The organism is Nonomuraea polychroma (assembly GCF_004011505.1).
Classification (GTDB): domain Bacteria; phylum Actinomycetota; class Actinomycetes; order Streptosporangiales; family Streptosporangiaceae; genus Nonomuraea; species Nonomuraea polychroma.
This window is the reverse complement of record NZ_SAUN01000001.1, coordinates 9777942-9801181: the sequence shown is the minus strand read 5'-3', so window position 1 is coordinate 9801181 and position 23240 is coordinate 9777942. Positions and strand designations below refer to the sequence as shown.

Below are 23240 nucleotides of genomic sequence, written 5' to 3'. Positions count from 1 at the left end.
AATTACCGCAACCGGGAATCATTCGCTGCGTCCTCCTCGCCCAGCGTGATTAGGCCTTCCACTCACAGTGACATGCTCAGACGGTGACTTGCATGTCAGAGTTTCGGATCCCCGCAGCGGATCTACGTCTCGGCGATGAAGTCGAGATGTACGAAGATGACCCCATTAATCCGCTGTACCGAGAACCAGGCGACCCGGGCGTGTGGTGGCAGGTCGCCGAGCTGTTCGACAAGGGCATGCAGCCCTACCTCGACGAGAACGACGAACCGGTCGAGTTCCGGACGGTCGGTGCCGTCCTGGTGCGGAAGCTCACCAAGGAGACTCTGGGCCTCAATGACGTCGCGTGGCGGGCCATGCTGATCCAGATGGGTCTCTCCCTCGACTCCAAGCACCTAACCATGACGAAGCGGGCCTGCTTCTTCGGGCACCACATTGTCAGGGTGCGTCGGCCGGATCCGACGCCAGAGTCCGAGGCGCTCCGCAAGCAACTGGCCGACTGAGCCACACTCGCGTGGCACCCTCGTGGCGCCCGGGCGGGGGTTGGGGGAGGGTGTTACAGGTCAGGAAGCGAGCACACCCGCCGGCGGTTCCCACCGGGTCCTCTTTCGGCGCTGGTGCGGGCCGGCCACGGTGCGGCGCAGGCCGTCGGGGAGCGTGTCGGCGTCGAGCAGGTCGAGCAGTTCGGCGAGCGCTTCGGTGGCCGGGTCGGCGATCGTCTGCCAGTGCTCGGGCTCGGGCTGATGGGCGTGGTCGGCCTCGCACCACGCCCATCTGGCAGTCGGCGGGATGGGCAGGCGGTACGGTGTTGGACATGATTCGTCCTCCAGTTAAGGGCAGAGAGGATGGATCGAGGCCCCGGCCCGGTGGTGGAATCACCGGGCCGGGGCCGTTCTGCTATCGGGATCCGCCCGAGGCGCGGGCGGCCATGGCCTTGTTGATGAGCCCGTAGGCGACCTGCAGGGCTTCCTCCGGGTGCACGGCGGACTCGTGCTCGACGTCCATCGGGTAGCTGTGGGCGTGCTCCTGGCACCACGCCGGGCAGCCCGCGGCCATCGCGGTGAGGGTGGCGGCCGGGGTGGTGGCCGGGCGGGCCAGGGTGCTCATAGGGTTAACCGGGCCGCGCACCTGCTCGCCCTCATCCGGGCCGACATCGAGCAGCACGGCGACGAACAAGACCTGCGCGCGCTCGCCCAGGGGGACGCCGAGCTCGCCGAGCGGCGCTCGCGGAAGGGCGGTCGGCCCCCGAAACCGTCATGATGCCGCGTGGGCCGTCTGTGGGCCGTCGCACGGTCGACCATGGCGAACGTGACCCAACGCCAGTGAGCGCTGTTTTCCCGGGTCAGAGCAACGATAAAGACATCGTTGCAGGTCACAAGAGCATGGGAATGAGAAGGGTTGCTACTGAGCCAGCGCCTTCTGGTAGCAGCGGGTCAGCGGCGCGTCCACATACTTGCCGTACGGCTCGGTGAGCGTGTACGCGCACCGCTCGTACAGCGCGATGGCCTCGGGTTGCCGAACACCGGTGGCCAGGCGCAACCGCCGGTAACCCAGCTCGCAGGCCAGGTCCTCCAACGCCGACAGCAGCGCCTTGGCGATGCCCTGGCCACGGCTGCCGGGGACCACATACATCCGCTTGACCTCCCCGGTGCGGGCGTCCACGGGCTGGACGGCGCCGCACCCGACGGCCCGGCCGTCCACGGACGCCACCAGATACCTGGCGCCGGCCTGCACCTGTGAGCGGCCCTCGCGGCCGTAGCGGACCACCAACTCCTCGAACGCGGCGTCCAGCAACGCGGCAAGCTCGTCGTCCTCGGCGGTGCGCTCCTCGATGACCAGCATGGCGACATGCTAGAGGCCGAGCACCTCGGCAGGGTCGGCGAGGATGCGCTGGATGATCAGCCCGGCCGCCCCCAGCACCGCCGCGTCCGCGCCGGTTCCCGAGACCATCAGGGCGGGCGGCGTGCCGCGCATCTGTCCGAGGCGGGTCTCGAGCCCGTCCGCCACCGGGCCTTCGAGCCAGGGGAAGAGCCGTGCGAAGATCCCGCCGAGCACGATACGGCCCGGGTCCAGCAGGTGCACCGCCGAGGTGAGCGCCACGCCGAGCGCGTGCCCGGCACGCTCGCAGGCCTCCAGCGCCCGCGCGTCGCCCGACTCCAGCCGAGCCACCAGCGCAGCCACCGACTCCAGCGGGCCGAGCAGGGCGTCCTGGCCGGCGTACACCTCCAGGCAGCCCCGCCCGCCGCAGCGGCACGCGGGGCCGTCGGGCACGACGACGACGTGGCCGAGCTCGCCGGCCAGCCCGAACGTGCCGCGGAACACCGTGCCGCCGACGACGACGCCGGCGCCGATGCCGATCTCGCCGGACACGTAGAGGAAGTCCGGGGTGCGGGAGCCGAACCACAACTCGCCCAGCGCCGCCAGGTTGGCCTCGTTGTCGATCGCCAGCGGCAGGTCGATCACGTCCTCCACACGCACGTCCCGCCACCCGAGATGCGGCGCGCTGCGCAACACCCCGCCCTCCACGGTTCCCGGCACGGCCAGGGCGGCGCCGATGGTCCGCAGCCCGGCCGCCTCGGCCTCGGCTGTGGTCTCCTTCACGAGGTCCCGGAGGCGCGAGAGGATGTCGGCCGGGTTGGAGTTGCGGTTGTCGGCCGGCCGGGTGCGGCGCAGCCGTACCGTGCGGGTGAGGTCGACGACGCAGGCGGCCAGATAGTCGATGTTGATCTCCAGCCCCAGCGTGGCCACCCGGTGGCCGCTCAGGCTCACCGCCACGCCGGGCCGGCCGCGCTCGCCGCCGCGGACCGCGCCGCTCTCGGTCACCACCCCCGCCTCCAGCAGGTCGGCGACCAGGCTCGACACGGTGGTCTTGGTCAACCCGGTCAGCTCGGCCAGCGCGGCCCGGGTGTGAGGTCCTGTCCGGTGAATGGCGTCGAGTACTACGGCCAGATTACGGGCACGCATGGAATCATGCCGGACACCTCTTGACGACACCCCGTCCACCTCCTCAGGATTAATACAGATTATGGACTAATATTCAGGAGCGCAGGAAAATGACCGCATTCGCCCCGACCCCCGACGACCGCTTCACGTTCGGCCTGTGGACCGTGGGCTGGCAGGCCCGCGACCCGTTCGGCGACGCCTCCCGCCCCGCCCTCGACCCGGTGGAGACCGTGCACCGCCTGGCCGAGCTGGGCGCCCACGGCGTCAGCTTCCACGACGACGACCTGCTCGCCGTCGAGCCCGACAGGGACAAGGCCATCGCCGCCTTCAGGAAGGCCCTGGACGAGACTGGCATGAAGGTCCCCGCGGCCACCACGAACCTGTTCACCCACCCGGTGTTCAAGGACGGCGCCTTCACCAGCAATGACCGCGACGTGCGCCGCTACGCCCTGCGCAAGGTCATGCGCAACCTCGACCTGGCCGCCTCGCTGGGCGCGAAGACGTACGTGTGCTGGGGCGGGCGCGAGGGCGCCGAGTCCGACGCCGCCAAGGACGTCAAGGCCGCGATGGACCGCTACAAGGAGGCCCTGGACCTCCTGTGCCAGTACGTCATCGACAAGGGCTACGACATCCGCTTCGCCGTCGAGCCCAAGCCGAACGAGCCCCGCGGCGACATCCTCCTGCCCACGATCGGCCACGCCCTGGCCCTGATCAACGAGCTGGAGCACCCCGAGATGGTCGGCGTCAACCCCGAGGTCGGCCACGAGCAGATGGCCGGGCTCAACTTCGTGCACGGCATCGCGCAGGCCCTGTGGCGCGGCAAGCTCTTCCACATCGACCTCAACGGCCAGCACGGCCCGAAGTACGACCAGGACCTGATCTTCGGACACGGCGATCTGAAGAGCGCGTTCTTCCTGGTGGACCTGCTGGAGACCCACGGTTACGACGGCCCGCTCGTCTTCGACTACAAGCCGCTGCGTACCGATGACCCCGAGGACGTGTGGGTCTCGGCCGCGGCGAACATGCGCACCTACCTGATCCTCAAGGACAAGGCCGCCAAGTTCCGCCGGGACCCCGAGGTCCAGGAGGCCATCCGCGCCTCGCGCGTGGACGAGCTGGCCCAGCCGACCTTGGCCGCGGGCGAGACCTGGCAGGACCTGGCCAAGGACGACTTCGACGTCGAGGCGGCGGCCGCGCGCGGCTTCCACTTCACCCGGCTCAACCAGCTCGCGCTCGAGCACCTCATGGGGGTACGCGGATGAGCAAACCCATCAGCGTTCAGCTCTACACGGTCAGGGACGCGATGGCCGCCGACCGCGACGCCGTGTTACGGCGCATCGCGGAGATCGGCTACCGGGCCGTGGAGCCCTACGACCCGATGGCCGACCCCAAGGGCTTCCGTCAGGTGGCCGACGACCTGGGGCTCAGCGTGTCGAGCACGCACGCGTACGCGCTGCTCAGCGAGGAGCCCGCGGCGGTCTTCGACGCGATCGCCACGATCGGCACCGACCTGGTGATCCTCCCCGGCGGCATCGCGGAGGAGGAGTTCACCACGCGCGACGGCCTCCAGCGCACCGCCGACCTGCTGAACGGCCTGGCCGAGCAGGCGGCGGGACACGGGATGCGGATCGGCTACCACAACCACTGGTGGGAGATCGAGCCGCGGGTCGAGGGCCGGCGTGCCATCGAGGTGCTGGCCGATCTGCTCGCCCCCGAGGTCTTCTTGGAGATCGACACCTACTGGGCGGCCGTGGGCGGCGCGGACGTGCCCGCACTGCTCGGCCGCCTCGCCGACCGCACGCTCGCGCTGCACGTCAAGGACGGGCCGGTGGTCAAGGGCGAGCCGCACGTCGCGGTGGGCCAGGGCGTCATGCCCGTGCCCGGCATCCTCGCCGCCGCCCCCGACGCCTGGCGCATCGTCGAGCTCGACGAGTGCGCGACCGACCTCTTCACCGCTCTCGCGGACAGCCACGCCTACCTCACCTCTTTGGAGAGCTCTTGAGTCATGGCCCCGTCGGCGTCGCCCTGGTCGGCGCCGGAAACATCAGTGGCCAGTACCTCCGCAACCTCACTGCCTTCCCCGACGTGCGCGTGCTCGGCGTCGCGGACATCGACGCCGAGCGTGCCGCCGAGGTCGCGCGGGAGTACGACGTCCCCGTGTCGGGCCACCTCGGGACGGTGCTCGCCGTGCCCGAGGTCGAGATCGTCGTCAACCTCACCATCCCGTCCGCGCACGCGGCCGTCGCGCTGGAGTCGCTGGCCGCCGGCAAGCACGTGTACGGCGAGAAGCCCTTCGCCATGAACACCGACGACGGGACGAAGATCACGGCCGAGGCCGCCAACCTCGGCCTGCGGGTCGGCGGCGCCCCCGACACGTTCCTCGGCGCCGGGCTCCAGTCCACCCTGCACGCCCTGCGCTCGGGCCTCATCGGCGAGCCGGTCGCCGTCACGGCGGCCACGCAGAGCCTCGGGCCGGAATCCTGGCATCCCAACCCCGAGTTCTTCTACCAGCCGGGCGGCGGCCCGCTCTTCGACCTCGGCCCCTACTACCTGACCGCCCTGGTGTCCCTGCTCGGCCCCGTCGCCCGGGTGGCGGCGGACAGCCGCAGGGCCCATGACCAGCGGGTCGTGGGCTCCGGGCCGAAGGCCGGGAAGATCTTCCCGGTGGACGTGCCGACCCACGTCAACGCCCTGCTCGACTTCCCGGGCACGGCCACGGCGGCGGCCACGTTCAGCTTCGACTCGGCCGTCAATCGCAGAGTGATCGAGATCATCGGCACCGAGGGCGCGCTGTCGCTCCCCGACCCGAACACCTTCGAAGGTCCGCTGCTGGCCCGCGGCCTGCACGACACGGACTGGCGCGAGCTGCCGTTGTCCGGCACGACGGCGGGGCGCGGCATCGGCGTCCTGGACATGGCCAGGTCGATCCGCGCCGGCACGCCCCATCGTGCGTCCGGCGACCTCGCCTATCACGTGCTGGAGCTCATGGTCGCCATCGCGGACTCCGGCGAGCGCTCGGAGTTCCGGCCGATCAACTCGACGCTGACCACACCGGAGCCGCTCCCGGCCGGATGGGACCCGTACGCGGCCACACTGTCCTGATCCGCGGGTTTCGTTGGCCTGAGCCGCCGGGACCCGCGACAATGGCCCGATGGCTACGAGTGGCGAGAACGATTGGGTGTCCAGGTTCGCGGACCAGGTGATCTCCGAGGCGGAGAAACGCGCGCCTGGCGCCCCCATCGTCTGCGCCTCGGGCCTGAGCCCGTCCGGCCCGATCCATCTCGGCAACCTGCGTGAGATCATGACGCCGCACCTTGTCGCCGACGAGATCAGGCGGCGCGGGGTGGCATGCACGCACCTGCTGTCCTGGGACGACTACGACCGGTTCCGCCGGGTGCCCGCGGGCATCGACCCGTCGTGGGCCGAGCACATCGGCAAGCCGCTGACCTCGGTGCCCGCCCCGCCGGGCAGCACGCACGCCAACTGGGCCGAGCACTTCAAGGCGCCCATGATCGAGGCCATGGCCGAGCTGGGCGTGCGGTGCCGGATGATCAGCCAGACCGAGCAATACACCTCCGGGGTCTACCGGGAGCAGATCCTGCTGGCGGTGCGCGAGCGGGCCGCGATCGACGCCGTGTTGTCGCGGCACCGGTCGAAGCAGGTGGAGGACTACTTCCCGTACAAGCCGTACTGCGACCTGTGCGGGCGCGACCTCACGACCGTCACGGCGTACGACGACGCGACCACCGAGCTGGCCTACACCTGCGAGTGCGGCTTCGGCGAGACCGTGCGGCTGGCCGAGCACGACCGCGGCAAGCTGGTATGGAAGGTCGACTGGCCGATGCGGTGGGCGTACGAGGGCGTGATCTTCGAGCCGTCCGGCGTCGACCATCACTCCCCGGGCTCGGCGTGGACCGTCGGCGGCAAGATCGTGTCCGACGTGTTCGGCGGGCAGCAACCGATCGGCCCCATGTACGCGTTCGTCGGGATCACCGGCATGGCCAAGATGAGCAGTTCCAAGGGCGACGTGCCGACCCCTGCCGACGCCCTGGAGATCATGGAGGCGCCCGTGCTGCGCTGGTTGTACGCCCGCCGCAAGCCGGCCCAGTCCTTCAAGATCGCCTTCGACCAGGAGATCCACCGGCTCTACGACGAGTGGGACGCCCTGGGCCGCAAGGTGGCCGCGGGCCAGGCCCAGCCCGCCGAACTGGCCGCGTACGACCGCGCGGTGCACACGGCCGAGGGCCCGCTGCCCGTCACCCCCCGCCCCGTCCCGTACCGGACGCTGGCCTCCATCGTGGACATCACGACCGGCCACACGGAGCAGACCCTGCGCATCCTGCGCGACCTCGATGGCATCGGCGACCTCGACGCGGCCCGCCCCCGCCTGGACCGGGCACAGCGGTGGGTCGACGCCCACCTGGCCGCCGACCAGCGCACCCGCGTGCGGGAGACGCCGGACGAGGAGCTGCTCGACTCGCTCGGCGCGAGCGAGCGGGAGTCACTGCGGCTGCTGGCCGACGGCCTCGACGACTGGTCGCTCGACGGGCTGACCACGCTCGTGTACGGCGTGCCGAAGCTCCAGGTGGGCCTGCCTGCCGACGCCGAGCCGACCCCCGAGCTCAAGACCGCGCAACGGGCCTTCTTCGCCCTGCTCTACAGGCTGCTGGTCGGCCGCGACACAGGCCCGCGGCTCCCCACGCTCCTGCTCGCCGTGGGGGCCGACCGGGTCAGGAAACTCGTCGGCGCGTGAACGGCGCCGTGCTCATCACCGGGATCTCGGCCGCGGGCAAGTCCACCGTGGCCGAGGCCTTGGCCGAGCGGCTGCCCCGCGCCGCCCACGTGCGCGGCGACACCTTCCGGCGCATGGTCGTCTCCGGCCGCGCCGACATGACGCCCGAGCCCACCGACGAGGCGGTGCGCCAGCTCCAGCTCCGTTACCGGATCGCGGCGACCACTGCGGATCTGTACTTCGAAGCCGGGTTCACGCCGATCGTCCAGGACGTCATTCTTGGGGCGGATTTGGAGCGCTTCACGAAGCTCATCCGAACCCGCCCGTTGCACGTGGTCGTGCTCGCCCCGGACCCGGCGTCGGTGGAGGCTCGGGAGCGGGCCCGGACCAAGGACGGCTACGGCGGCGGCTGGACGGTGACCCTGCTCGACCAGGTGCTTCGCCGCGAAACCCCGCGCATGGGCCTGTGGCTGGACACCTCACGGCAGAGGCCGGAGGAGACCGTGGAGGAGATCCTTTCAAGGATCGGCGAAGCGCGAGTCGACGACGATCTTCAATAGAAAGGACCAATGCAAGACAGTGTCAAGTCGGCTGCATGTGTGCAGGAGCACCTTGGTTCCATGAACAACCAGCTTTCCGCCGCCAGCGTCAGTGTCATCGTTCCCGCGATGAACGAAGCCGAGAACCTTCCCCATGTCTTCGCCACGCTGCCCGACTGGATCGACGAGGTGATCCTGGTCGACGGCAACTCGACCGACGACACCATCGCCGTGGCGCGGAGGCTCCGCCCCGACCTGCGAGTGGTCGTGCAGACCCGGCGCGGCAAGGGCAACGCCCTCATCGAGGGCTTCCAGGCCGCCCGGGGCGACATCATCGTGATGATCGACGCCGACGGCTCGACCGACGGCCGCGAGATCCGCTCCTTCGTCGACACGCTGCTCGCCGGCGCCGACTTCGCCAAGGGCTCCAGGTACGCGCCCGGCGGCGGCTCCGACGACCTCAGCCCGTGGCGCTCGCTCGGCAACAAGGTCCTCACCGGGGTGACCAACCTGCTCTACGGCACCCGCTACACCGACCTCTGCTACGGCTACAACGCCTTCTGGGCGCGCCACCTGGAGACCCTTGACCTCGATTGCGACGGTTTCGAAATCGAGACGCTGATGAACGTCCGCGCCGCCCAGGCCGGGCTCGTCATCTGCGAGGTCCCCAGCCACGAGCGCTCCCGCATCCACGGCGTGAGCAACCTGAACGCCGTGCGCGATGGCTGGCGCGTGCTCAAGACGATCCTGCGGGAACGCGCGCGCGGCACCGCCGTGACGACGCAGACCCAAGTGGCGCTGGCGAAATGAGGGATGCCATCCTCTGACAATGCGCTACATAGTGATCGGAGCAGGAGCCGTTGGCGGAACCATAGGTGCCCGCCTGCACCAAGGCGGGCACGACGTTCTCCTCATCGCGAGAGGCGCGCACTACGAGGCGCTGAAGAGCGACGGCCTGCGCCTGATCACCCCTGAGACCACCGAGACCCTCGACATCCCCGCCGCCGACGGCCCCGTGCCCGCCCGTGACGATGACGTGCTGATCCTGGCCACCAAGTCCCAGGACACGATCGCCGCGCTGGCCGACTGGCCGACCGACCTGCCCGTGGTGTGCGCCCAGAACGGCGTCGACAACGAGCGCATGGTCCTGCGGCGGTTTTCGCGCGTTTACGGCATGTGCGTGTGGCTGCCCGCCCAGCACCTCGAGCCCGGCGTGGTGGCCGCCCACGCCTATCCCTACTCGGGCATGCTGCACGTCGGACACTATCCACACGGTGTGGACGACCTCGCCACGCGGATCGTCACCGACCTCGGCAAGCGAGGCCTCGTGGCCCGCACTGTTCCCGACGTGATGCGCTGGAAGCACGGAAAGCTGCTCGGCAACCTCGCCAACGCCGTGGAGGCCCTCGTCGGCCACCCCGACGGCCCCGTAGATGGTAGGGCTGCGGTCGTGGACCGGGCCCGGGCCGAGGCCATGGATGTGCTGGACAAGGCCGGCATCGCGTACTCCACCCCAGAGGAGGAACGCGAGGTACGCGGCCACCAGGTGGACGTGCGCCCCATCGAGGGTGTCGACCGTGGCGGCGGCTCGTCCTGGCAGAGCCTGGCCAGGGCCAGCGGCTCCATCGAGGCCGACTACCTCAACGGTGAGATCGTCCTGCAGGGCCGCCTGCACGGCGTCCCCACCCCGGTCAACGAAGTGCTGCGGCGCGAGGCGAACCGGCACGCCCGCGAGAAGCTCCCGCCCGCCTCGATGCCGCTGGAGACACTGGTCGGGCTCATCGACGAGCGTTGCGCAGCCGAATCCCGCTGAACTCCAGCGTGCTCTCGGTCACCTCGTGCCAGAACGGCCACAGCTTGGGCAGCACCCGCAACTGGATCCCCGCCTCCTCGTGCAACGCGAACAGGTCGCCGACCCGCTCGGGCGGAGCCAGCGGCTCGACAGGCACCTTCGAGACCATCGCGTGCGGCGGGTCGCCGATGGGCGCGAAGTCGTCGGCAGGCAGGCGGTAGGCGTACAGCTCGACGTCCCTGAGGGCGTCGAGCCAGCCGTATTCGATCGCGTGCACCCGCTCACCGCAGCCCGGCCCGATGATCCGCACCTTGTCCTCCTCGGTGGTGCGCGGCCCCACCCAGGCCATCGCCCGCGGGCAGGCACGCGGAAACCAGTAGTCGGGGCAGCGGTCGTGGCCGACCGCCCACACGTACGGCTCGCTCTGCGTGCTCGTCGGCGCCACGTGCGGCAGGAACCGCTCGATCGTCGGGTCCTCGGAGAAGTGCAGCACTTGGCCGGGCGCGGGTCTCATGAACATCATCATCGCCCAAAAACCCCGTCGCCATCGGGGATCGCGCATACCCCGGCGCCATAGGGGAAGGTGAACCGCGCTCTGACGACAAGGGGTGAGTTGGATGATTCTGCTGGGTCTGCTCCTGGTTCTGCTCGCCGGCGCCGCCGTGGCCCTGGTCCTCACCGAGGAGAGTTCCAGGTACATCCTGTTCGGATACACCTTCGAGCTCAACCACCTGGAGATGTTCCTGGCGGGGGCGGTCACCATGGCCGTGCTGGCGCTGGGCCTCTGGATGCTGGGCACGGGCTCACGCCGGACGGCCAGGCAGCGCCGCCGGCTGCGCAGCGCAAGAGCCGAGGCCACCGACCGGGTGGCCCGGCTGGAGGACGAGAAGCGCGATCTGGAACGGAAGCTGGAGCGCGAGCACACGACCGGCGACCGTCTCGTGGCGCGAAGCCCCGAGAATCCCTGATCACGCTGTCTGGCGCGAGGGCAACAGCTTGCCCTCGCGCCAGAGCGCGAACCCGGTGATCACCGCCCCAAGCCCCTCCCAGAGCCCGACGCCGAAGAAGCCGGACGGCGCCGTCCCGGTCACCACCAGGGTGGTGAAGACGGTGAACGTCACGAGCCTGAACGGCACGGTCCATCGGAAGAACGGCGTGTAGTCCGCCGACGCCGCGAACATGTAGTAGACGCCCATGTTCACCGCCGCCATCGACGCGGCGGCCATGAAGACCGCCGTGTAGTCACCGGCCGGACGCACGTCGAGCACCTCGAAACCCATCATGGCCAGCTGCGTGCCGGGCGAGATCAGCCCCAGCAGGCCGAGGGCGAAGGCGAGGAAGCCGAAGACCGCGATGGTCCAGCCGGAGAAAGAACGCGGAAGACGCACAGAAATCCTTCCAAAGGGGGGTGTAATCTGCGAGGCGATCTCATCATGCACCCGGAGGTCGCATGCCCCCCAAGCGTGGCCGCCCCATTGCTGTGAAGCTCCTCGTCCTGCTGCTCGTCCCGCTGCTGTCCCTCGTCGGGTTGTGGGCGTTCGCGGCAGGTCTGACCGGCGGCGACGGCATCCGCCTGCTCTCGATCAACGATTTGGCCACGAACCTGGCCAAGCCGTCCGAGCAGATCAACATCGCGCTGCAGGACGAGCGGCTGGCCTCGGTGGAGTTCCTGGTCAGCGGGCGGGGCGCGGACGTGCTCGCCAAGCGGCGCGGCCACACCGACCGGACGGTGGCGACGTTCCGCGATCGGGTCAAGAACGTACGCGACCTGTCGCCCGAGATGACCGCGCAGCTCAACGCGCTGAACGGCAAGCTCGACCACCTCACGCAGATCCGCAAGGACGTGGACGGCACGGCCGTCGCGCCGCTCGACGTGATCGACGGCTACAGCCAGGTCGTGGACGCGTCCTTCCGCATGTACGACGCCATGGTGCTGGTGCCCGACATGGCGCTCTACCGGCAGGCGAAGGCCATCACCACGCTGGGCGAAGCCAAAGAGCTGCTGTCCAGGGAACGGGCGATGATCGCCGTGGTCCTGGCCAAAGGCCGGGTGGAGCGCAGGGATCGGGAGGCGTTCACGGGGATGGTCGCGACGAGGCGGCTGCTGTTCTCGCAAGGGCTCTCGTACCTGGACACCGGCCTGCGCGGGCCGTACGAGACGCTGGCCGCCTCGCCCGTCTACCAGGAGTTCCTGAAGGCTGAGGACGCCATCCGAGGCCAGGCGGCCGCGAACGGCCTGCCCGCGACGGCCGCCACCTGGCCCGTGGACGGCGAGAACCTGTGGCGGGAGGTCGAGCGCGACCAGGCGGCGGCCGTGACCGGCATCACGCAGCGCGTCACACCGACGGCCATCGGCATGCTGGTCAAGATCGGCGTGGCGGGCGGCGTGGGTCTCGTCGCCGTCATCGCCTCGATCATGCTCTCGCTGCGCTTCCGCAAGCGCCTGGTGCGTGAGCTGGCCGGGCTCCGCGACGCCGCCACCGAGCTGGCCGAGGTACGGCTGCCCGGACTGGTCAAGCGGCTGCGGACGAACACGGCCGCGCCCACGCCCGCCGAGATCGCGCCGCTGGAGGTCAAAACGCACAGCGCCGAGGTGGACGACATCGTCGAGGCCTTCAACCGCGTGCAGTCCACGGCCGTGGAGGCCGCGGTCGACCAGGCCAGGCTGCGGCACGGCGTCAGCCAGGTCTTCGTCAACCTGGCCAAGCGCAACCAGTCGCTGCTGCACCGGCAGCTGCTCCAGCTCGACAGCATGGAGCGGGCGACTGAGCAGCCGGAGCTGCTGGCGGACCTGTTCAAGCTGGACCACCTCACGACCCGCATGCGCCGGCACGCCGAGAGCCTCATCATCCTGTCCGACCAGGCCCCGGGGCGCGGCTGGCGCAATCCGGTGCCGGTCCACGACGTCCTGCGCGCCGCGGTGGCCGAGGTGGAGGAGTACGAGCGGGTCGAGGTGCTCCAGACGCCGCCGGTCGCGCTCCTGGGTTCGGCGGTCACCGACGTGGCCCACCTGATGGCCGAGCTGATCGAGAACGCCACGCTGTTCTCGCCGCCCCAGACCAAGGTGGACGTGCACAGCACGGGGACCCCGCACGGACTGGTCGTCGAGGTCGAGGACCGGGGGCTCGGCCTGCCGCGCGTCGAGCTCGACGAACTGAACGACCGGCTGACGACGACGCCGGAGTTCGACCTGGCGCAGAGCGACCGGCTCGGCTTGTTCGTCGTCAGCAGGCTGGCGGCCAGACACGGCATCAAGGTCACCCTGACGCCCTCGCCGTACGGTGGCCTGACCGCGATGGTGGCCCTGCCCGCCTCGCTACTGGCCGACCAGCCCGTCCTGAGCGGTCGTTAGGTAGCTCATCCCACCGGACTCCCGGGCGGCCGCCGCGGCCATCAGCCGTTGGTAGGCGTGGCCGGCCAGCAGCCGCTCGGCCTCCTCGACCGTGAAGAACCCGTAGTCGTCCAGTTCCTCGGCCTGCAGCGTGATGGGCGTGTCAGAGGCGATCTCGCCGCAGTCGAACAGGAAGTTGACCAGCGGATACGGGATGTGCGGCAGCTCCCCCCAGTGCACGGTCAGCAGCCTGCCGACCTCCACCTCGAGCCCGACCTCCTCGGCCACTTCCCTGGCGCACGCCTGCGCGGGATGCTCGCCGGCGTCGACGATGCCGCCGGGGAAGTTCCAGTGCTCGCGGTAGTTCGGGTCGACCAGCAGGACCCGCCCTTTCTCGTCGGTGATGTACGCCGCCGCCCCTGCGATCACCCGGTTGACCGTGGCCCAGAAATCGTTCACACCAAGCACTATGGCAGACCTGGACGTGCTCAAAGGCGCAGGAAGGGCTCGCTGAAGTGGGCGGTGGCGAGAATCGCCCGCTCGGCCCTGAGGGCGTCGAGCACCTCGGCGCGGGTACGCGCGGCCGCCTCCTGGTCGTCGTCGTAGAGGTAACGCACGCTGGGATCGTCGAGCTGAACGGGATGGAGGACGAGGTCGCCCGTCATGGCCACGTCCCCGACCCGGGCGATCTGATGGCCTGGCGTGTGCCCGGGCGCAAGATGCACATGAACCCCCGGCATGACCTCGGCCTGGCCCTCGACGACGTGCAGCTGCCCCTTGATCGGGGTGAGCAGCCGGTCGAGCACGGGCCCCGCCGCGGCGTCCAGCTCGGCCTGCTGGACCACGTGGCGCGCGTTCTCGAACGCCGGCCTGCCGTCGTCGGTCACCACGCCGCTGGCGTGGTCGCTGTGCAGGTGGGTGAGGACGACGGTGTCGATGTCAGCGGGCGCGACGCCGGCCGCGGCCAGCTCGCCGGCCAGCGTTCCAGGGACCGGCGCCCAGCTGGAGGCCGGGGAGTTCGCGCCGCCGATGCCGGTGTCGACCAGGGTGAGGCGGCCCGCCGCCGAACGCAGCAGATAGCAGTGGAAGTGCAGGACCCACGGCTCGTCCGGGAGCCCCGAACCGGGGAACATCTCGGCGAGCGGGCGGCGGATCGCCGCCCCCATCGGGCCCACGGCGTCGCAGAGCGGTGTCACTTCGACGCCGGACACGGTTATCGGTTGATGCGGCACGCGCCCAAGACTAGGCGGCGACGGGCTGGCGCGGAACGTACTCGTTCTCGAGGTCGGCGGCGTAGACGGCGCGGCGGCAGTTCGCGCACCGGTACACGATCGGGCCCTCGTCGAGCTCGTGGTGGCACTGCGGGCAGTGGTTGACGGTCTTCATGATGCGCTCCCCCAGGAGTTTCTGTCGTTCCTATGGAACCCTCACCGAGTTGCAGGGGTCCTGCATGTCACTTGACACGATGACGCTGCGCTGATGAGGACTCTGTGCCCTTCGATACACCGGCCGCGGTAATTTTCCTCGCAGTAGGGCGTCGAGAAGAACATTGTCACGCGGCGTGTCCTGCGCTCGTGCCTCAAGACTCGAGAATCGCCCGGGAATAGCCCAAGAGGGCTAGGCGTTCCATGGGTCGGAACGTGTGGTATGTTCCAACCAGCGTTGAGCTTCAGCTCCGCTGATCTTCAATCTCAGCCCCGCCCCGGTTGTCGAGGGGCACGGCTTTCTTTCATCACTCGCCGGCCTTCGCGGTCCGGCGCATTCTCCCCCAAGGGGTTCACCATGTCTGTACACATTCCTGAACAGCGCACCGACGTGCCCATGCGGCAGGTGAGCGGTCTCCTGGACATACGCGACAATTCCGCGTTCATCCGGGCCGAGCACCTGCCTGCGCCGGGTGACGTGCGCGTGCCCCCCGACAAGATCAAGCAGTTCGACCTGCGGCCGGGCGACCACGTCGTCGCCTCGTTCGCCGGCAACAAGCTGGCCCGCGTCGAGTCCGTCAACGGCTCCACCCGGTGGCGCGAACGGCGCACGTTCGCCGACCTGACGCCCGTACACCCGACCGAGCGGCTCACCATCGAGACCGAGTCGCTCAGCACGCGCGTCATCGATTTGTTCGCACCCATCGGCAAGGGACAGCGCGGCCTCATCGTCGCGCCGCCCAAGGCCGGCAAGACCATGGTCCTGCAGGCGCTGGCCGCCGGGATCACCCGCAACCACCCCGAGGTGCACCTCATGGTCGTGCTCGTGGGCGAGCGGCCCGAGGAGGTCACCGAGATGCGGGCCACCATCCCGGGCGAGGTCTACTCCTCGACCTTCGACCACCCCGACCGTGACCACACCGCCGTCGCCGAGCTGGCCATCGAACGCGCCAAGCGGCTCGTCGAGGCCGGACGGGACGTGGTGGTGCTGCTCGACTCGCTGACGCGGCTGGGGCGGGCGTACAACAACCTGGCACCCGCCGGTGGGCGCGTACTCACCGGCGGCATCGACGCCCGTGCGCTCTACCCGCCCAAGCGTTTCTTCGGCGCCGCACGCAACGTCGAGGACGGCGGCTCGCTCACCATCCTCGCCACCGCGCTCGTGGACACGGGGTCGCGGATGGACAACAACCTGTACGAGGAGTTCAAGGGAACGGGGAACATGGAGCTGCACCTCACCCGCGAACTGGCCGAGCGGCGGCTGTTCCCGGCCGTGGACCTGGAGAGCTCGGGGACGCGGCGGGAGGAGATCCTGCTGCACGCGGAGGAGCGGCAGGTGGTGTGGAGATTGCGGCGGATGCTCACCGGGCTCGAGAAGCAGCAAGGACTCCAGGTCCTCGTCGACAAGCTCCGCTCCACATCCTCCAACGCCGCCTTCCTCCTCGAGGCCGCAACCGCCGCCTGACCCGCCTCCCATCCCCCACTACACCGCAACCCGCCTGCCCGCCCTCTCGACGGTCCATGCCGCTCCACACCCCACCCCATCGGACCGCACCCGGCCATCAAGGCCCCGCGCCATGGGGCCCCTGTCCCATCGGGCCCTCCCATCGGGCCCTCCCATCGGTCCCGCGCCACCGCGCCCGGCGCCATCGGGCCCGCGCCCGGCACGATCGGGCGCCACGCCATCGGCCCCGCACGATCATCGGCCACCGCGCCATCTGCGCCATTGCCTTGAGTCCGTATCCCGCGCCGTACGTGCGGACCCGGGTTTCTGTACCTTTAGGGGAGCGGAGCCTGACGTGAAGTTCTCCTGCGCTGTACGGCTATCGCCGCCCCGAGGGCGAGGGCGGCGTACCCGCAGGCCACGGTCAAACCCGCCCATGGCGGGAGCGGGTAATAGCCCCCGAGCAGTGACTGGTCCACGTCCACATGCGCGAACGTGGGGATGCTCTGCGTGATCGCGAACCCGGCGGCAGGAGTGATCATCAGCAGCCATGGCACCAGACCCGCGGTCGCCAGCAGGTGAGGCACGACGACCAGCGCGATGGCCAGCCCGATGGCGACGACGGCCCGCTTGACCAGCGCGGCGAGCCCCAGAGCCAGCACGGCGGCGACCGCGGTCAGCGCCGCGTAGCCGACGATCACCCGGAGCTCGGTTCCCAGGGTGATCGGCTGAATCGGGTTCTGGTTGGCACGCAACATCGCCAGGCCGACAGGGACCACGACTCCCGAGGTCACCAGCCCCGCCACGAACGCGACCGCGCCGACCACCACGGCCTTGGCCGCCAGCAGCCGCGCTGGATGCGGCGCGGCCGGCAGGCCGGTCCTATTCAGCTCGCGCCGGTGTTCCGCCGTGAAGAACGTGACCGCCGCCACGAGCACCGGGATCAGCCCCAGAGCCCCGCCGATCAGCATGAGGTCAGCGCGCAGACCGCCCTCCACCGTGGCGGGCCCGATGTCACCGACCCCGGTCACGATGAACTTGTCGCCGGACTCGACGACCCCGCCCGGGTGATGCGGGGTCTTGCCGTCGGACTCCATGACGACGCCGACGTCGTCGCGGCGCCACGAACCGTTCGCGCCCTGCAGCGTGATCTGGTCGAAGGTTGCGGTGGCCTGGGCGAAGGCTTTCGCCATGTCCCACAAGGCACCTGGCGAGGTGGCGAACAGCCCGATCTCGACCGTCTCCGGCAGCCCGGTCAACTTGACCGTGCCGACCTCGGTCCACGTCTTGCCGTCGTCTGACTCGTAGCCGGTGATGGTGTCGCCCGACCTGGTCAGCCGCAGCCACTGCGGGCCATTGTGAGGACCGCCGGCCACGTCGTGGATGTAGTTGTACTGCATCCGCACGCCGTGAGCTCCGGTGAGCATGACGGCGGCATACGGTGTGCCCTGCGTGAGGCTCTGCCTGACGAGCAGCCCGGCCTTCGCCCACGGCACCACCCCCTCCTTGACGTTGCGCACCCCGGGTACGGCGTCCGGCAGCCGGATCTGCCCGGTCATGTCCGACACGCGCGCGGTGATGCTGCCGTTCCCCTTGAGCGGCTGGTGCACGAAGTAGTACTTGTCGCTCACCGCCGTGCCATCGGGACCCACCAAAGGCGCGGGGCAGGAGCCCTCTCCCTTCCCGGTCACGCAAGCGCTGCGGGCGCCCCCGGCGACCAGCAGTCCGAGCGACACGGTGACCAGCACGGAGGCCGCCATGGCGAGCGCCCAGCCGCGCGCGGTACGGAACTTGGTCCACTCCCCGCGCAGCATCTGGGAGAAGCCGTCCTGCCCGGCCCGCTGGCTGGATCGGTAAGGCGTGAATGAACTCATGCCGACGGTTGTACGCGGCACCCGGTTCCAGCCCGGTCGCAACGGCTGCGACCCGGCTGCGACCGGGGATCTGGCATCGTGGACCCATGGCACCCCGACCCGGCGGCCGGTTCGGCCGCCCCGCCCGCACGACGGCCGGCGCTGAGTGGCGGTGAGGGTCCTCGTCGTCGAGGACTTCGAGGTCCTCGCCCGCTCCATCGGAACCGGGCTGCGCCGCGAGGGCATGGCCGTCGACGTCGTCCTGGATGGAACCGCCGCCCTCGACCGCCTGGCCGCCACCCGCTACGACGTGGTGATCCTCGACCGCGACCTGCCCGGCGTCCACGGGGACGAGATCTGCCGGCGACTCGCCCACGGCCGCTGTGAGACCCGCGTACTGATGCTCACCGCCTCCGGCACGATCGAGGACCGCGTCGACGGGCTCAGCCTCGGCGCCGACGACTACCTGCCCAAGCCGTTCGCGTTCGCCGAACTCATCGCCCGCGTCCGTGCCCTGGCCCGCCGCGCCACCCCGCCGCTGCCGCCCACCCTGGCATGCGGGGACATCACCCTCGATCCGGCCCGCCGTATCGCGTTCCGGGCCGGCCGGCGCCTTGAGCTGAGCCCCAGGGAGTTCGGCCTGCTCGAATGCCTACTCGCCGTACCCGGCCTGGTCATCTCCGCCGAGGACCTGCTGGAGCGCGTCTGGGACGAGGCCGCCGACCCCTTCAGCAGCGCCGTCAAGCACACCATGCACCGGCTACGGGCCAAGCTCGGCGACCCGCCCGTGATCGAGACCATCCGCGAAGGCGGCTACCGCATCGGACCGTCATGACCACCCAGACGCTCACCAGAAGGTCCCTGCAGACGCGACTCGCGCTCGCATACGCCGCGGGCATCTACGCCGCCGGGGTGTTCGTGCTCGTCATGATCGCCGTCCCGCTCGCCAGCTTCCATGCGGCCATCCCCAAGGGCCGGCCCTCATCGAGCACGATCACCGAAACCGGACCCGGGATCAGCCTGCCCCAACTCCTCACCGGATCCGCCGTCGCCCTGGTCATCCTGATCCCCGTCGCCCTGGGTCTCGGCTGGTTCGTCGCCGGCCGGTTCCTGCACCCGCTGCGCGCCATCACCGCCACCGCCAAAATCATCTCCGCCGGAAACCTCCACCAGCGCCTCGACCTCGGCGATCCCACGGACGAGCTGAGCGAACTCGGCCACACCATCGACGACCTGTTCGCCCGCCTTCAAGCCTCCTTCGACGCCCAACGCCACTTCGTCGCCAACGCCTCCCACGAGCTGCGCACCCCGCTCGCCGGCCTGCGCACCCTCCTCGAAGTCGCCCTCGCCGACCCCGACGCCGACGCCGAGGCCCTGCGCTCGGTCTGCCGGGAAGCCCTCGCTCTGGGCGAACACCAGGAGCGACTCGTCCAAGCGCTGCTCGCTCTGGCCACCAGCGAGCGCGGCGTCACCCGCTGGGACACCCTCGACCTCACCAAGATCGTCGCAGGAGTGCTCGCCTCCCGCCGCGATCAAGCCACGGAGACAGGCATTGACCTCGCCGAACACCTCACGCCCGCAGTGACGGCTGGGGACCCGAGACTGATCGAAAGCCTCGTCGCCAACCTCATCGACAACGCCATCCGCCACAACCACCCGGACGGGCACGTAAAGATCGCCACTCAGACCTCCGGCACGGAGGTGGCCCTTACGGTCGCCAACACCGGGCCCGTCATCCCCGACGACCAGATCCAGCGGCTCTTCCAACCCTTCCAGAAACTGGCGCCCAATCGTCACGGCCACCGCGACGGCTACGGCCTCGGCCTCGCCATCGTCAACGCCGTCACCCAAGCCCACCACGCCACCCTCACCACCAGCGCACGCCCGGAAGGCGGCCTGTCCATCACCGTGCGGTTCGCCCACGGAGCTCATCCGAACCATTCCTGACGGAAACCCCTCTCCAGCCGGGAAGCCATGAACGACCCGATCGCAGTCCGGAAGGCCAAGGTGGTTACTGGAAGGCATGCCCTACTTGAAATCGCTACGCGCTGAACCCGATAGGTAACCCGGTGGCGATGTCGCGCGCTCGGGGTGAGCGTTGGTGCAGGTCTGCAGGGCCGGGGCGGTGGACCAGAATGGGGCACATGCTGGCTGACATCGTCGAATATCTCATCTGCCCCGTATGCCGCGCCGGCGTGCGGCTGGAGGAGCAGGCGGTGCGATGTGCGAACGGGCACGCGTTCGACGTGGCCAAGCAGGGATACGTCAGCCTCCTCGTCGGCTCCAGACCGCCGGGCACCGCGGACAACGCGGCAATGGTGGCCGCCCGGGCCGATTTCCTCGACGCCGGCCACTACGCCCCGCTGGCCGCCGCCATCGCCGAGACCGTGCGGGCGCACATATCAGGGCAGAACGTTCCACTAGAACGCGAGTCGTTCACCGAAACGAATGACGGCAGCGAGCCGAGGGCGTACCGTGGGGCGGGAATGGAGGCCGGTTACGGCGTGGGACCAGCAAAAGGGCCTGTGCCTGATCGGGACTACGTCGAGGGTCGCCGCGCGGAGGGCAGGACCGCACCGGTGATCGTCGACGCCGGCGCGGGAACCGGGCACTACCTGGCGACCGCGCTCAATGCCGTGAGCGATGGCATCGGGATGGCGTTCGATGTGTCGAAGCACGCTGTACGCCGGGCAGCGCGGGTTCATCCGAGGGCGGGCGCCTTCGTGGCCGACGTGTGGCGGCCGCTCCCCATTCGGGATGAGGTGGCCGACGTGGTGATCGACGTTTTCGCGCCCAGGAACGGGCCCGAGTTCAGGAGGATCCTGCGGCCGGACGGCGTCGTGGTGGTCGTCACGCCCGCGCGGACGCACCTGAGCCCCCTGGTCGAAGAGCTGGGGCTGCTCTCCGTGGACGAGGAGAAGGAGCGCAGGGTCGCGCGCAGCATGGAGGGCTTCGCGGAGACCGGGCGGCGCTCGATCGAGTTCGACATGGAGCTGGATCCCGGCGACATCGCCCAGGTGGTCCGGATGGGCCCGAGCGCCTGGCACACCGATGCGGCCGACCTTGAGAAGCGCATATCGAGATACGTCTCCCGAAATGTCTCGAAAAGGCCGCCAAAAGCGGTAACGCACGCGGCGTTTCATCTGTCTATCTTCGAGCCTGCACTCCGATCAAGACCTGTTCCTTGACGGACATGTGCGACTGGTGTTACTGATGGGGCATTTAGTCCGAAATTCCCCCACATTCCGTGAGTATTTCCCCGGCGCAAGCGCAATACTGGACGGCATCCCGGGCTGGGAACGCGGGACATCAACGGGAGGGGGCGCGCCGGATGAAGGCTGAGGAACGCTGGCAGGCCAGGTTCCGGGCCTCGCGCATGACGCTGCCCTCCTGGGCGCGTCAGGCTCCGAACCGCTCCATCTACCGCTCCAACGCCACGGGAAAGTGGGAGGTCTACGCCTGGGATCGCGTGGCCGGCACCACCCGTCAGGTCACCGACCGGCCCAAGGGCACCGCGTACTCCGCCATCGACCCCACCGGCCAGTGGATCTACTGGTTCGCCGACACCGACGGTGACGAGTTCGGGATGTGGTGGCGCCAGCCGTTCACCGGCGGCCCGGACGAGCCGGTGGCCCCCGGCCTGCCACCGGGCCAGCCCGGCGGCATCGCGCTGTCCACGACCGGCGTCGCGGCGATCAGCCTCGCCGGCGAGGGCACGTTCCGCATCCATCTGGTACGCGAAGGCGAGCCGTACCGGCTGCTCTACGAGCACACCGAGGCCGCCTGGGTGTGCGACATGTCCCTCGACGGCTCTCTTATCGCAATAAATCATGGTGAGTACGGCGATTTCCGTCACCCTGCGCTGCGCGTCGTCCGCCCCAGCGGCGAGACGATCAGCGAGATCTACGACGGCCCCGGCAAGGGCGTGATCGGGCTCACCTTCGCCCCGGTCCTGGGCGACCGCCGCCTGCTCGCCCTGCACGAGCGCCGGCAGCGCCACGAGCCCCTGGTCTGGGACCCGGTGACCGGCGAGCAGCGCGAGATCTGGCTGAGGGACCCCGGAGAGCTGGACGCCGAATGGTACGACGACGGCCGCGGCCTGCTGATCCTGCGCGAAGACCGAGCCCGCAGCTACCTGCACCGCTACGACCTCGCCGGGGGCGGCCTGACCCCCATCGACACCCCGCACGGCGTGATCGACGCGGCGGCTCCCCGGCCGGGCGGCCACGTCGAGTACTCCTGGTCCAGCGCCTCACACCCGCCGGTCATCCGCTCCAGCAACGGCCAGGTCGTCGTGGTCAACCCCGGCGGCCCCCCCGCGCCGCCGAGCGTGCCCGTCGAGGACCTTGACGTCGAGGGCGAGGGCGGCCGCATCCATGCGCTGGTCTCCAAACCGGAGACCGGCACCGCGCCGTACCCCGCGGTCTTCCTGCTGCACCACGGGCCGGCGGAGCACGACCGCGACGCCTTCTCACCCGAGGTCGCGGCCTGGGTGGACGCGGGCTTCGCCGTGGTGCGGATCAACTACCGCGGCTCCACCGGTTATGGCTCGGCCTGGCGCGACGCGCTGCACGGCGACGTGGGGCGCATCGAGCTCGCGGACGTGGCCGCCGTACGCAGCCACGTGGTCGAGCGCGGCATCGCCGACCCGGGCCGGCTGGTGCTGGCCGGCTCGGCATGGGGCGGCTATCTCACGTTGCTCGGCCTCGGCACCCAGCCCGACCTGTGGGCGGCCGGCATCGCCGCGGTGCCGATCGCCTGCCACCAGACCTCTTACGAGGACGAGGCCGAGAGCCTGCGCGCCTACCACCGCGCACTGCTCGGCGGCTCGCCGGAAGAGCAGCCCGAACGGTACGCGGCCAGCTCCCCGATCACGTACGTCGACCAGGTGAAGGCCCCGCTGCTGATCCTGGCCGGCGAGAACGACACGCGCTGCCCGCTACGCCAGATCGAGAAGTACGTCGCCAAGCTCGCCGAGCTCGGGCGTGAGCACGAGGTCTACACCTACGACGCCATTCGCGGGTCGCTCGTGGTGTCCGAGCGGATCGCGCAGATCGCGGCGCAGCTCGAATTCGCGCGCAAGCACGTGACACACTGACATTGACAGTCTGTAAAGAGTTGCTGACCAGGGGCTCTTGACCGTCGGGCCTGACCGCTGTCACGATCGCGCGCACCGCCGTACACC

24 protein-coding genes are annotated in these 23240 nt (G+C 69.9%); 15 read left to right on the top strand and 9 right to left on the bottom strand.

The annotated features are described in order from the left end of the window. Window positions 1-92: 92 nt before the first annotated feature. On the top strand, window positions 93-500 hold the full coding sequence (locus EDD27_RS45320; RefSeq protein ID WP_127938483.1) for a hypothetical protein: 408 nt from the start codon (window positions 93-95) through the stop codon (window positions 498-500). Window positions 501-894: 394 nt separating this feature from the next. Here EDD27_RS45320 and EDD27_RS45315 read toward each other — a convergent pair whose 3' ends face one another. The 3 genes from EDD27_RS45315 to EDD27_RS45305 all read right to left on the bottom strand — a co-directional run bounded on the left by EDD27_RS45315 (window position 895) and on the right by EDD27_RS45305 (window position 2961). Continuing rightward, the gene (locus EDD27_RS45315) at window positions 895-1161 is read right to left on the bottom strand and encodes a hypothetical protein (protein ID WP_127938481.1); all 267 of its coding nucleotides are present in this window, start codon (window positions 1159-1161) and stop codon (window positions 895-897) included. A gap of 237 nt (window positions 1162-1398) precedes the next feature. Further along, window positions 1399-1839, bottom strand: coding sequence for a GNAT family N-acetyltransferase (locus tag EDD27_RS45310; protein WP_127938479.1), 441 nt, complete (start codon window positions 1837-1839; stop codon window positions 1399-1401). A gap of 9 nt (window positions 1840-1848) precedes the next feature. Then, window positions 1849-2961: an ROK family transcriptional regulator gene (locus EDD27_RS45305; RefSeq protein WP_127938477.1), complete on the bottom strand. Its 1113-nt coding sequence runs from the start codon at window positions 2959-2961 to the stop codon at window positions 1849-1851. A gap of 89 nt (window positions 2962-3050) precedes the next feature. On the opposite strand from EDD27_RS45305, the gene xylA reads away from it, so the two are divergent. Genes xylA through EDD27_RS45270 form a run of 7 tightly spaced genes read left to right on the top strand, consistent with a single transcriptional unit; the run spans window position 3051 to window position 10024 of the window. Then, complete coding sequence (gene xylA / locus EDD27_RS45300) at window positions 3051-4202, top strand: xylose isomerase (RefSeq protein ID WP_127938475.1); 1152 nt, start codon at window positions 3051-3053, stop codon at window positions 4200-4202. Continuing rightward, entirely contained in the window at window positions 4199-4942 is a 744-nt protein-coding gene (locus EDD27_RS45295; protein WP_127938473.1) for a sugar phosphate isomerase/epimerase family protein, read from the top strand. The genes xylA and EDD27_RS45295 overlap by 4 nt, the downstream gene beginning before the upstream one ends. Then, on the top strand, window positions 4939-6042 hold the full coding sequence (locus EDD27_RS45290; protein WP_127938470.1) for a Gfo/Idh/MocA family protein: 1104 nt from the start codon (window positions 4939-4941) through the stop codon (window positions 6040-6042). Before EDD27_RS45295 ends, EDD27_RS45290 begins: the two co-directional genes overlap by 4 nt. Window positions 6043-6091: 49 nt before the next feature. Beyond that, window positions 6092-7693 carry a lysine--tRNA ligase gene (gene lysS / locus EDD27_RS45285; protein ID WP_127938467.1) on the top strand — a complete coding sequence of 534 codons (1602 nt, stop codon included), beginning with the start codon at window positions 6092-6094 and terminating at the stop codon, window positions 7691-7693. After that, window positions 7690-8232, top strand: coding sequence for an AAA family ATPase (locus EDD27_RS45280; protein WP_127938464.1), 543 nt, complete (start codon window positions 7690-7692; stop codon window positions 8230-8232). The genes lysS and EDD27_RS45280 overlap by 4 nt, the downstream gene beginning before the upstream one ends. Window positions 8233-8292: 60 nt before the next feature. Then, entirely contained in the window at window positions 8293-9021 is a 729-nt protein-coding gene (locus tag EDD27_RS45275) for a glycosyltransferase family 2 protein (protein WP_127938461.1), read from the top strand. A gap of 19 nt (window positions 9022-9040) precedes the next feature. Continuing rightward, window positions 9041-10024, top strand: a complete 984-nt coding sequence (locus EDD27_RS45270; protein WP_127938458.1) for a ketopantoate reductase family protein — start codon at window positions 9041-9043, stop codon at window positions 10022-10024. On the opposite strand, the gene EDD27_RS45265 is transcribed toward EDD27_RS45270, so the two are convergent. Then, window positions 9990-10517 (bottom strand): DUF6886 family protein, encoded by a 528-nt coding sequence (locus EDD27_RS45265; protein ID WP_127938456.1) that lies wholly within the window; start codon window positions 10515-10517, stop codon window positions 9990-9992. The genes EDD27_RS45270 and EDD27_RS45265 overlap by 35 nt on opposite strands. Window positions 10518-10620: 103 nt before the next feature. Between EDD27_RS45265 and EDD27_RS45260 the strand changes: the two genes are divergently transcribed. Further along, the gene (locus EDD27_RS45260) at window positions 10621-10971 is read left to right on the top strand and encodes a hypothetical protein (protein WP_127938453.1); all 351 of its coding nucleotides are present in this window, start codon (window positions 10621-10623) and stop codon (window positions 10969-10971) included. Here the strand turns inward: EDD27_RS45260 and EDD27_RS45255 are convergent, their stop codons facing one another. Continuing rightward, window positions 10972-11391 (bottom strand): hypothetical protein, encoded by a 420-nt coding sequence (locus EDD27_RS45255; protein ID WP_241564600.1) that lies wholly within the window; start codon window positions 11389-11391, stop codon window positions 10972-10974. It abuts the gene before it with no gap. 62 nt (window positions 11392-11453) lie between these two features. Between EDD27_RS45255 and EDD27_RS45250 the strand changes: the two genes are divergently transcribed. Next, the gene (locus EDD27_RS45250) at window positions 11454-13355 is read left to right on the top strand and encodes a sensor histidine kinase (RefSeq protein ID WP_127938452.1); all 1902 of its coding nucleotides are present in this window, start codon (window positions 11454-11456) and stop codon (window positions 13353-13355) included. Here EDD27_RS45250 and EDD27_RS45245 read toward each other — a convergent pair. From EDD27_RS45245 to EDD27_RS55000, 3 genes are read right to left on the bottom strand one after another with little or no spacing between them, the layout of a single operon-like run. Further along, window positions 13320-13793, bottom strand: a complete 474-nt coding sequence (locus tag EDD27_RS45245) for an NUDIX domain-containing protein (RefSeq protein ID WP_241564599.1) — start codon at window positions 13791-13793, stop codon at window positions 13320-13322. The genes EDD27_RS45250 and EDD27_RS45245 overlap by 36 nt on opposite strands. Window positions 13794-13822: 29 nt before the next feature. Continuing rightward, window positions 13823-14566 (bottom strand): MBL fold metallo-hydrolase, encoded by a 744-nt coding sequence (locus EDD27_RS45240; protein ID WP_241564598.1) that lies wholly within the window; start codon window positions 14564-14566, stop codon window positions 13823-13825. A 10-nt stretch (window positions 14567-14576) separates the two neighbouring features. Further along, window positions 14577-14720, bottom strand: coding sequence for a hypothetical protein (locus tag EDD27_RS55000; RefSeq protein WP_164904075.1), 144 nt, complete (start codon window positions 14718-14720; stop codon window positions 14577-14579). A gap of 396 nt (window positions 14721-15116) precedes the next feature. On the opposite strand from EDD27_RS55000, the gene rho reads away from it, so the two are divergent. Then, on the top strand, window positions 15117-16223 hold the full coding sequence (gene rho / locus EDD27_RS45235; protein WP_127938450.1) for a transcription termination factor Rho: 1107 nt from the start codon (window positions 15117-15119) through the stop codon (window positions 16221-16223). 314 nt (window positions 16224-16537) lie between these two features. Here the strand turns inward: rho and EDD27_RS45230 are convergent, their stop codons facing one another. Next, on the bottom strand, window positions 16538-18076 hold the full coding sequence (locus EDD27_RS45230; RefSeq protein WP_127938448.1) for a DUF1349 domain-containing protein: 1539 nt from the start codon (window positions 18074-18076) through the stop codon (window positions 16538-16540). A 151-nt stretch (window positions 18077-18227) separates the two neighbouring features. On the opposite strand from EDD27_RS45230, the gene EDD27_RS45225 reads away from it, so the two are divergent. From EDD27_RS45225 to EDD27_RS45210, 4 genes are all read left to right on the top strand, one after another. Next, window positions 18228-18890 (top strand): response regulator transcription factor, encoded by a 663-nt coding sequence (locus tag EDD27_RS45225; RefSeq protein WP_127938446.1) that lies wholly within the window; start codon window positions 18228-18230, stop codon window positions 18888-18890. Next, complete coding sequence (locus tag EDD27_RS45220; protein WP_127938444.1) at window positions 18887-20002, top strand: sensor histidine kinase; 1116 nt, start codon at window positions 18887-18889, stop codon at window positions 20000-20002. Before EDD27_RS45225 ends, EDD27_RS45220 begins: the two co-directional genes overlap by 4 nt. Before the next feature lie 197 nt (window positions 20003-20199). After that, complete coding sequence (locus tag EDD27_RS45215) at window positions 20200-21243, top strand: putative RNA methyltransferase (RefSeq protein ID WP_127938442.1); 1044 nt, start codon at window positions 20200-20202, stop codon at window positions 21241-21243. A gap of 143 nt (window positions 21244-21386) precedes the next feature. Beyond that, window positions 21387-23153, top strand: coding sequence for a S9 family peptidase (locus EDD27_RS45210; RefSeq protein ID WP_127938439.1), 1767 nt, complete (start codon window positions 21387-21389; stop codon window positions 23151-23153). Window positions 23154-23240: the final 87 nt, after the last annotated feature.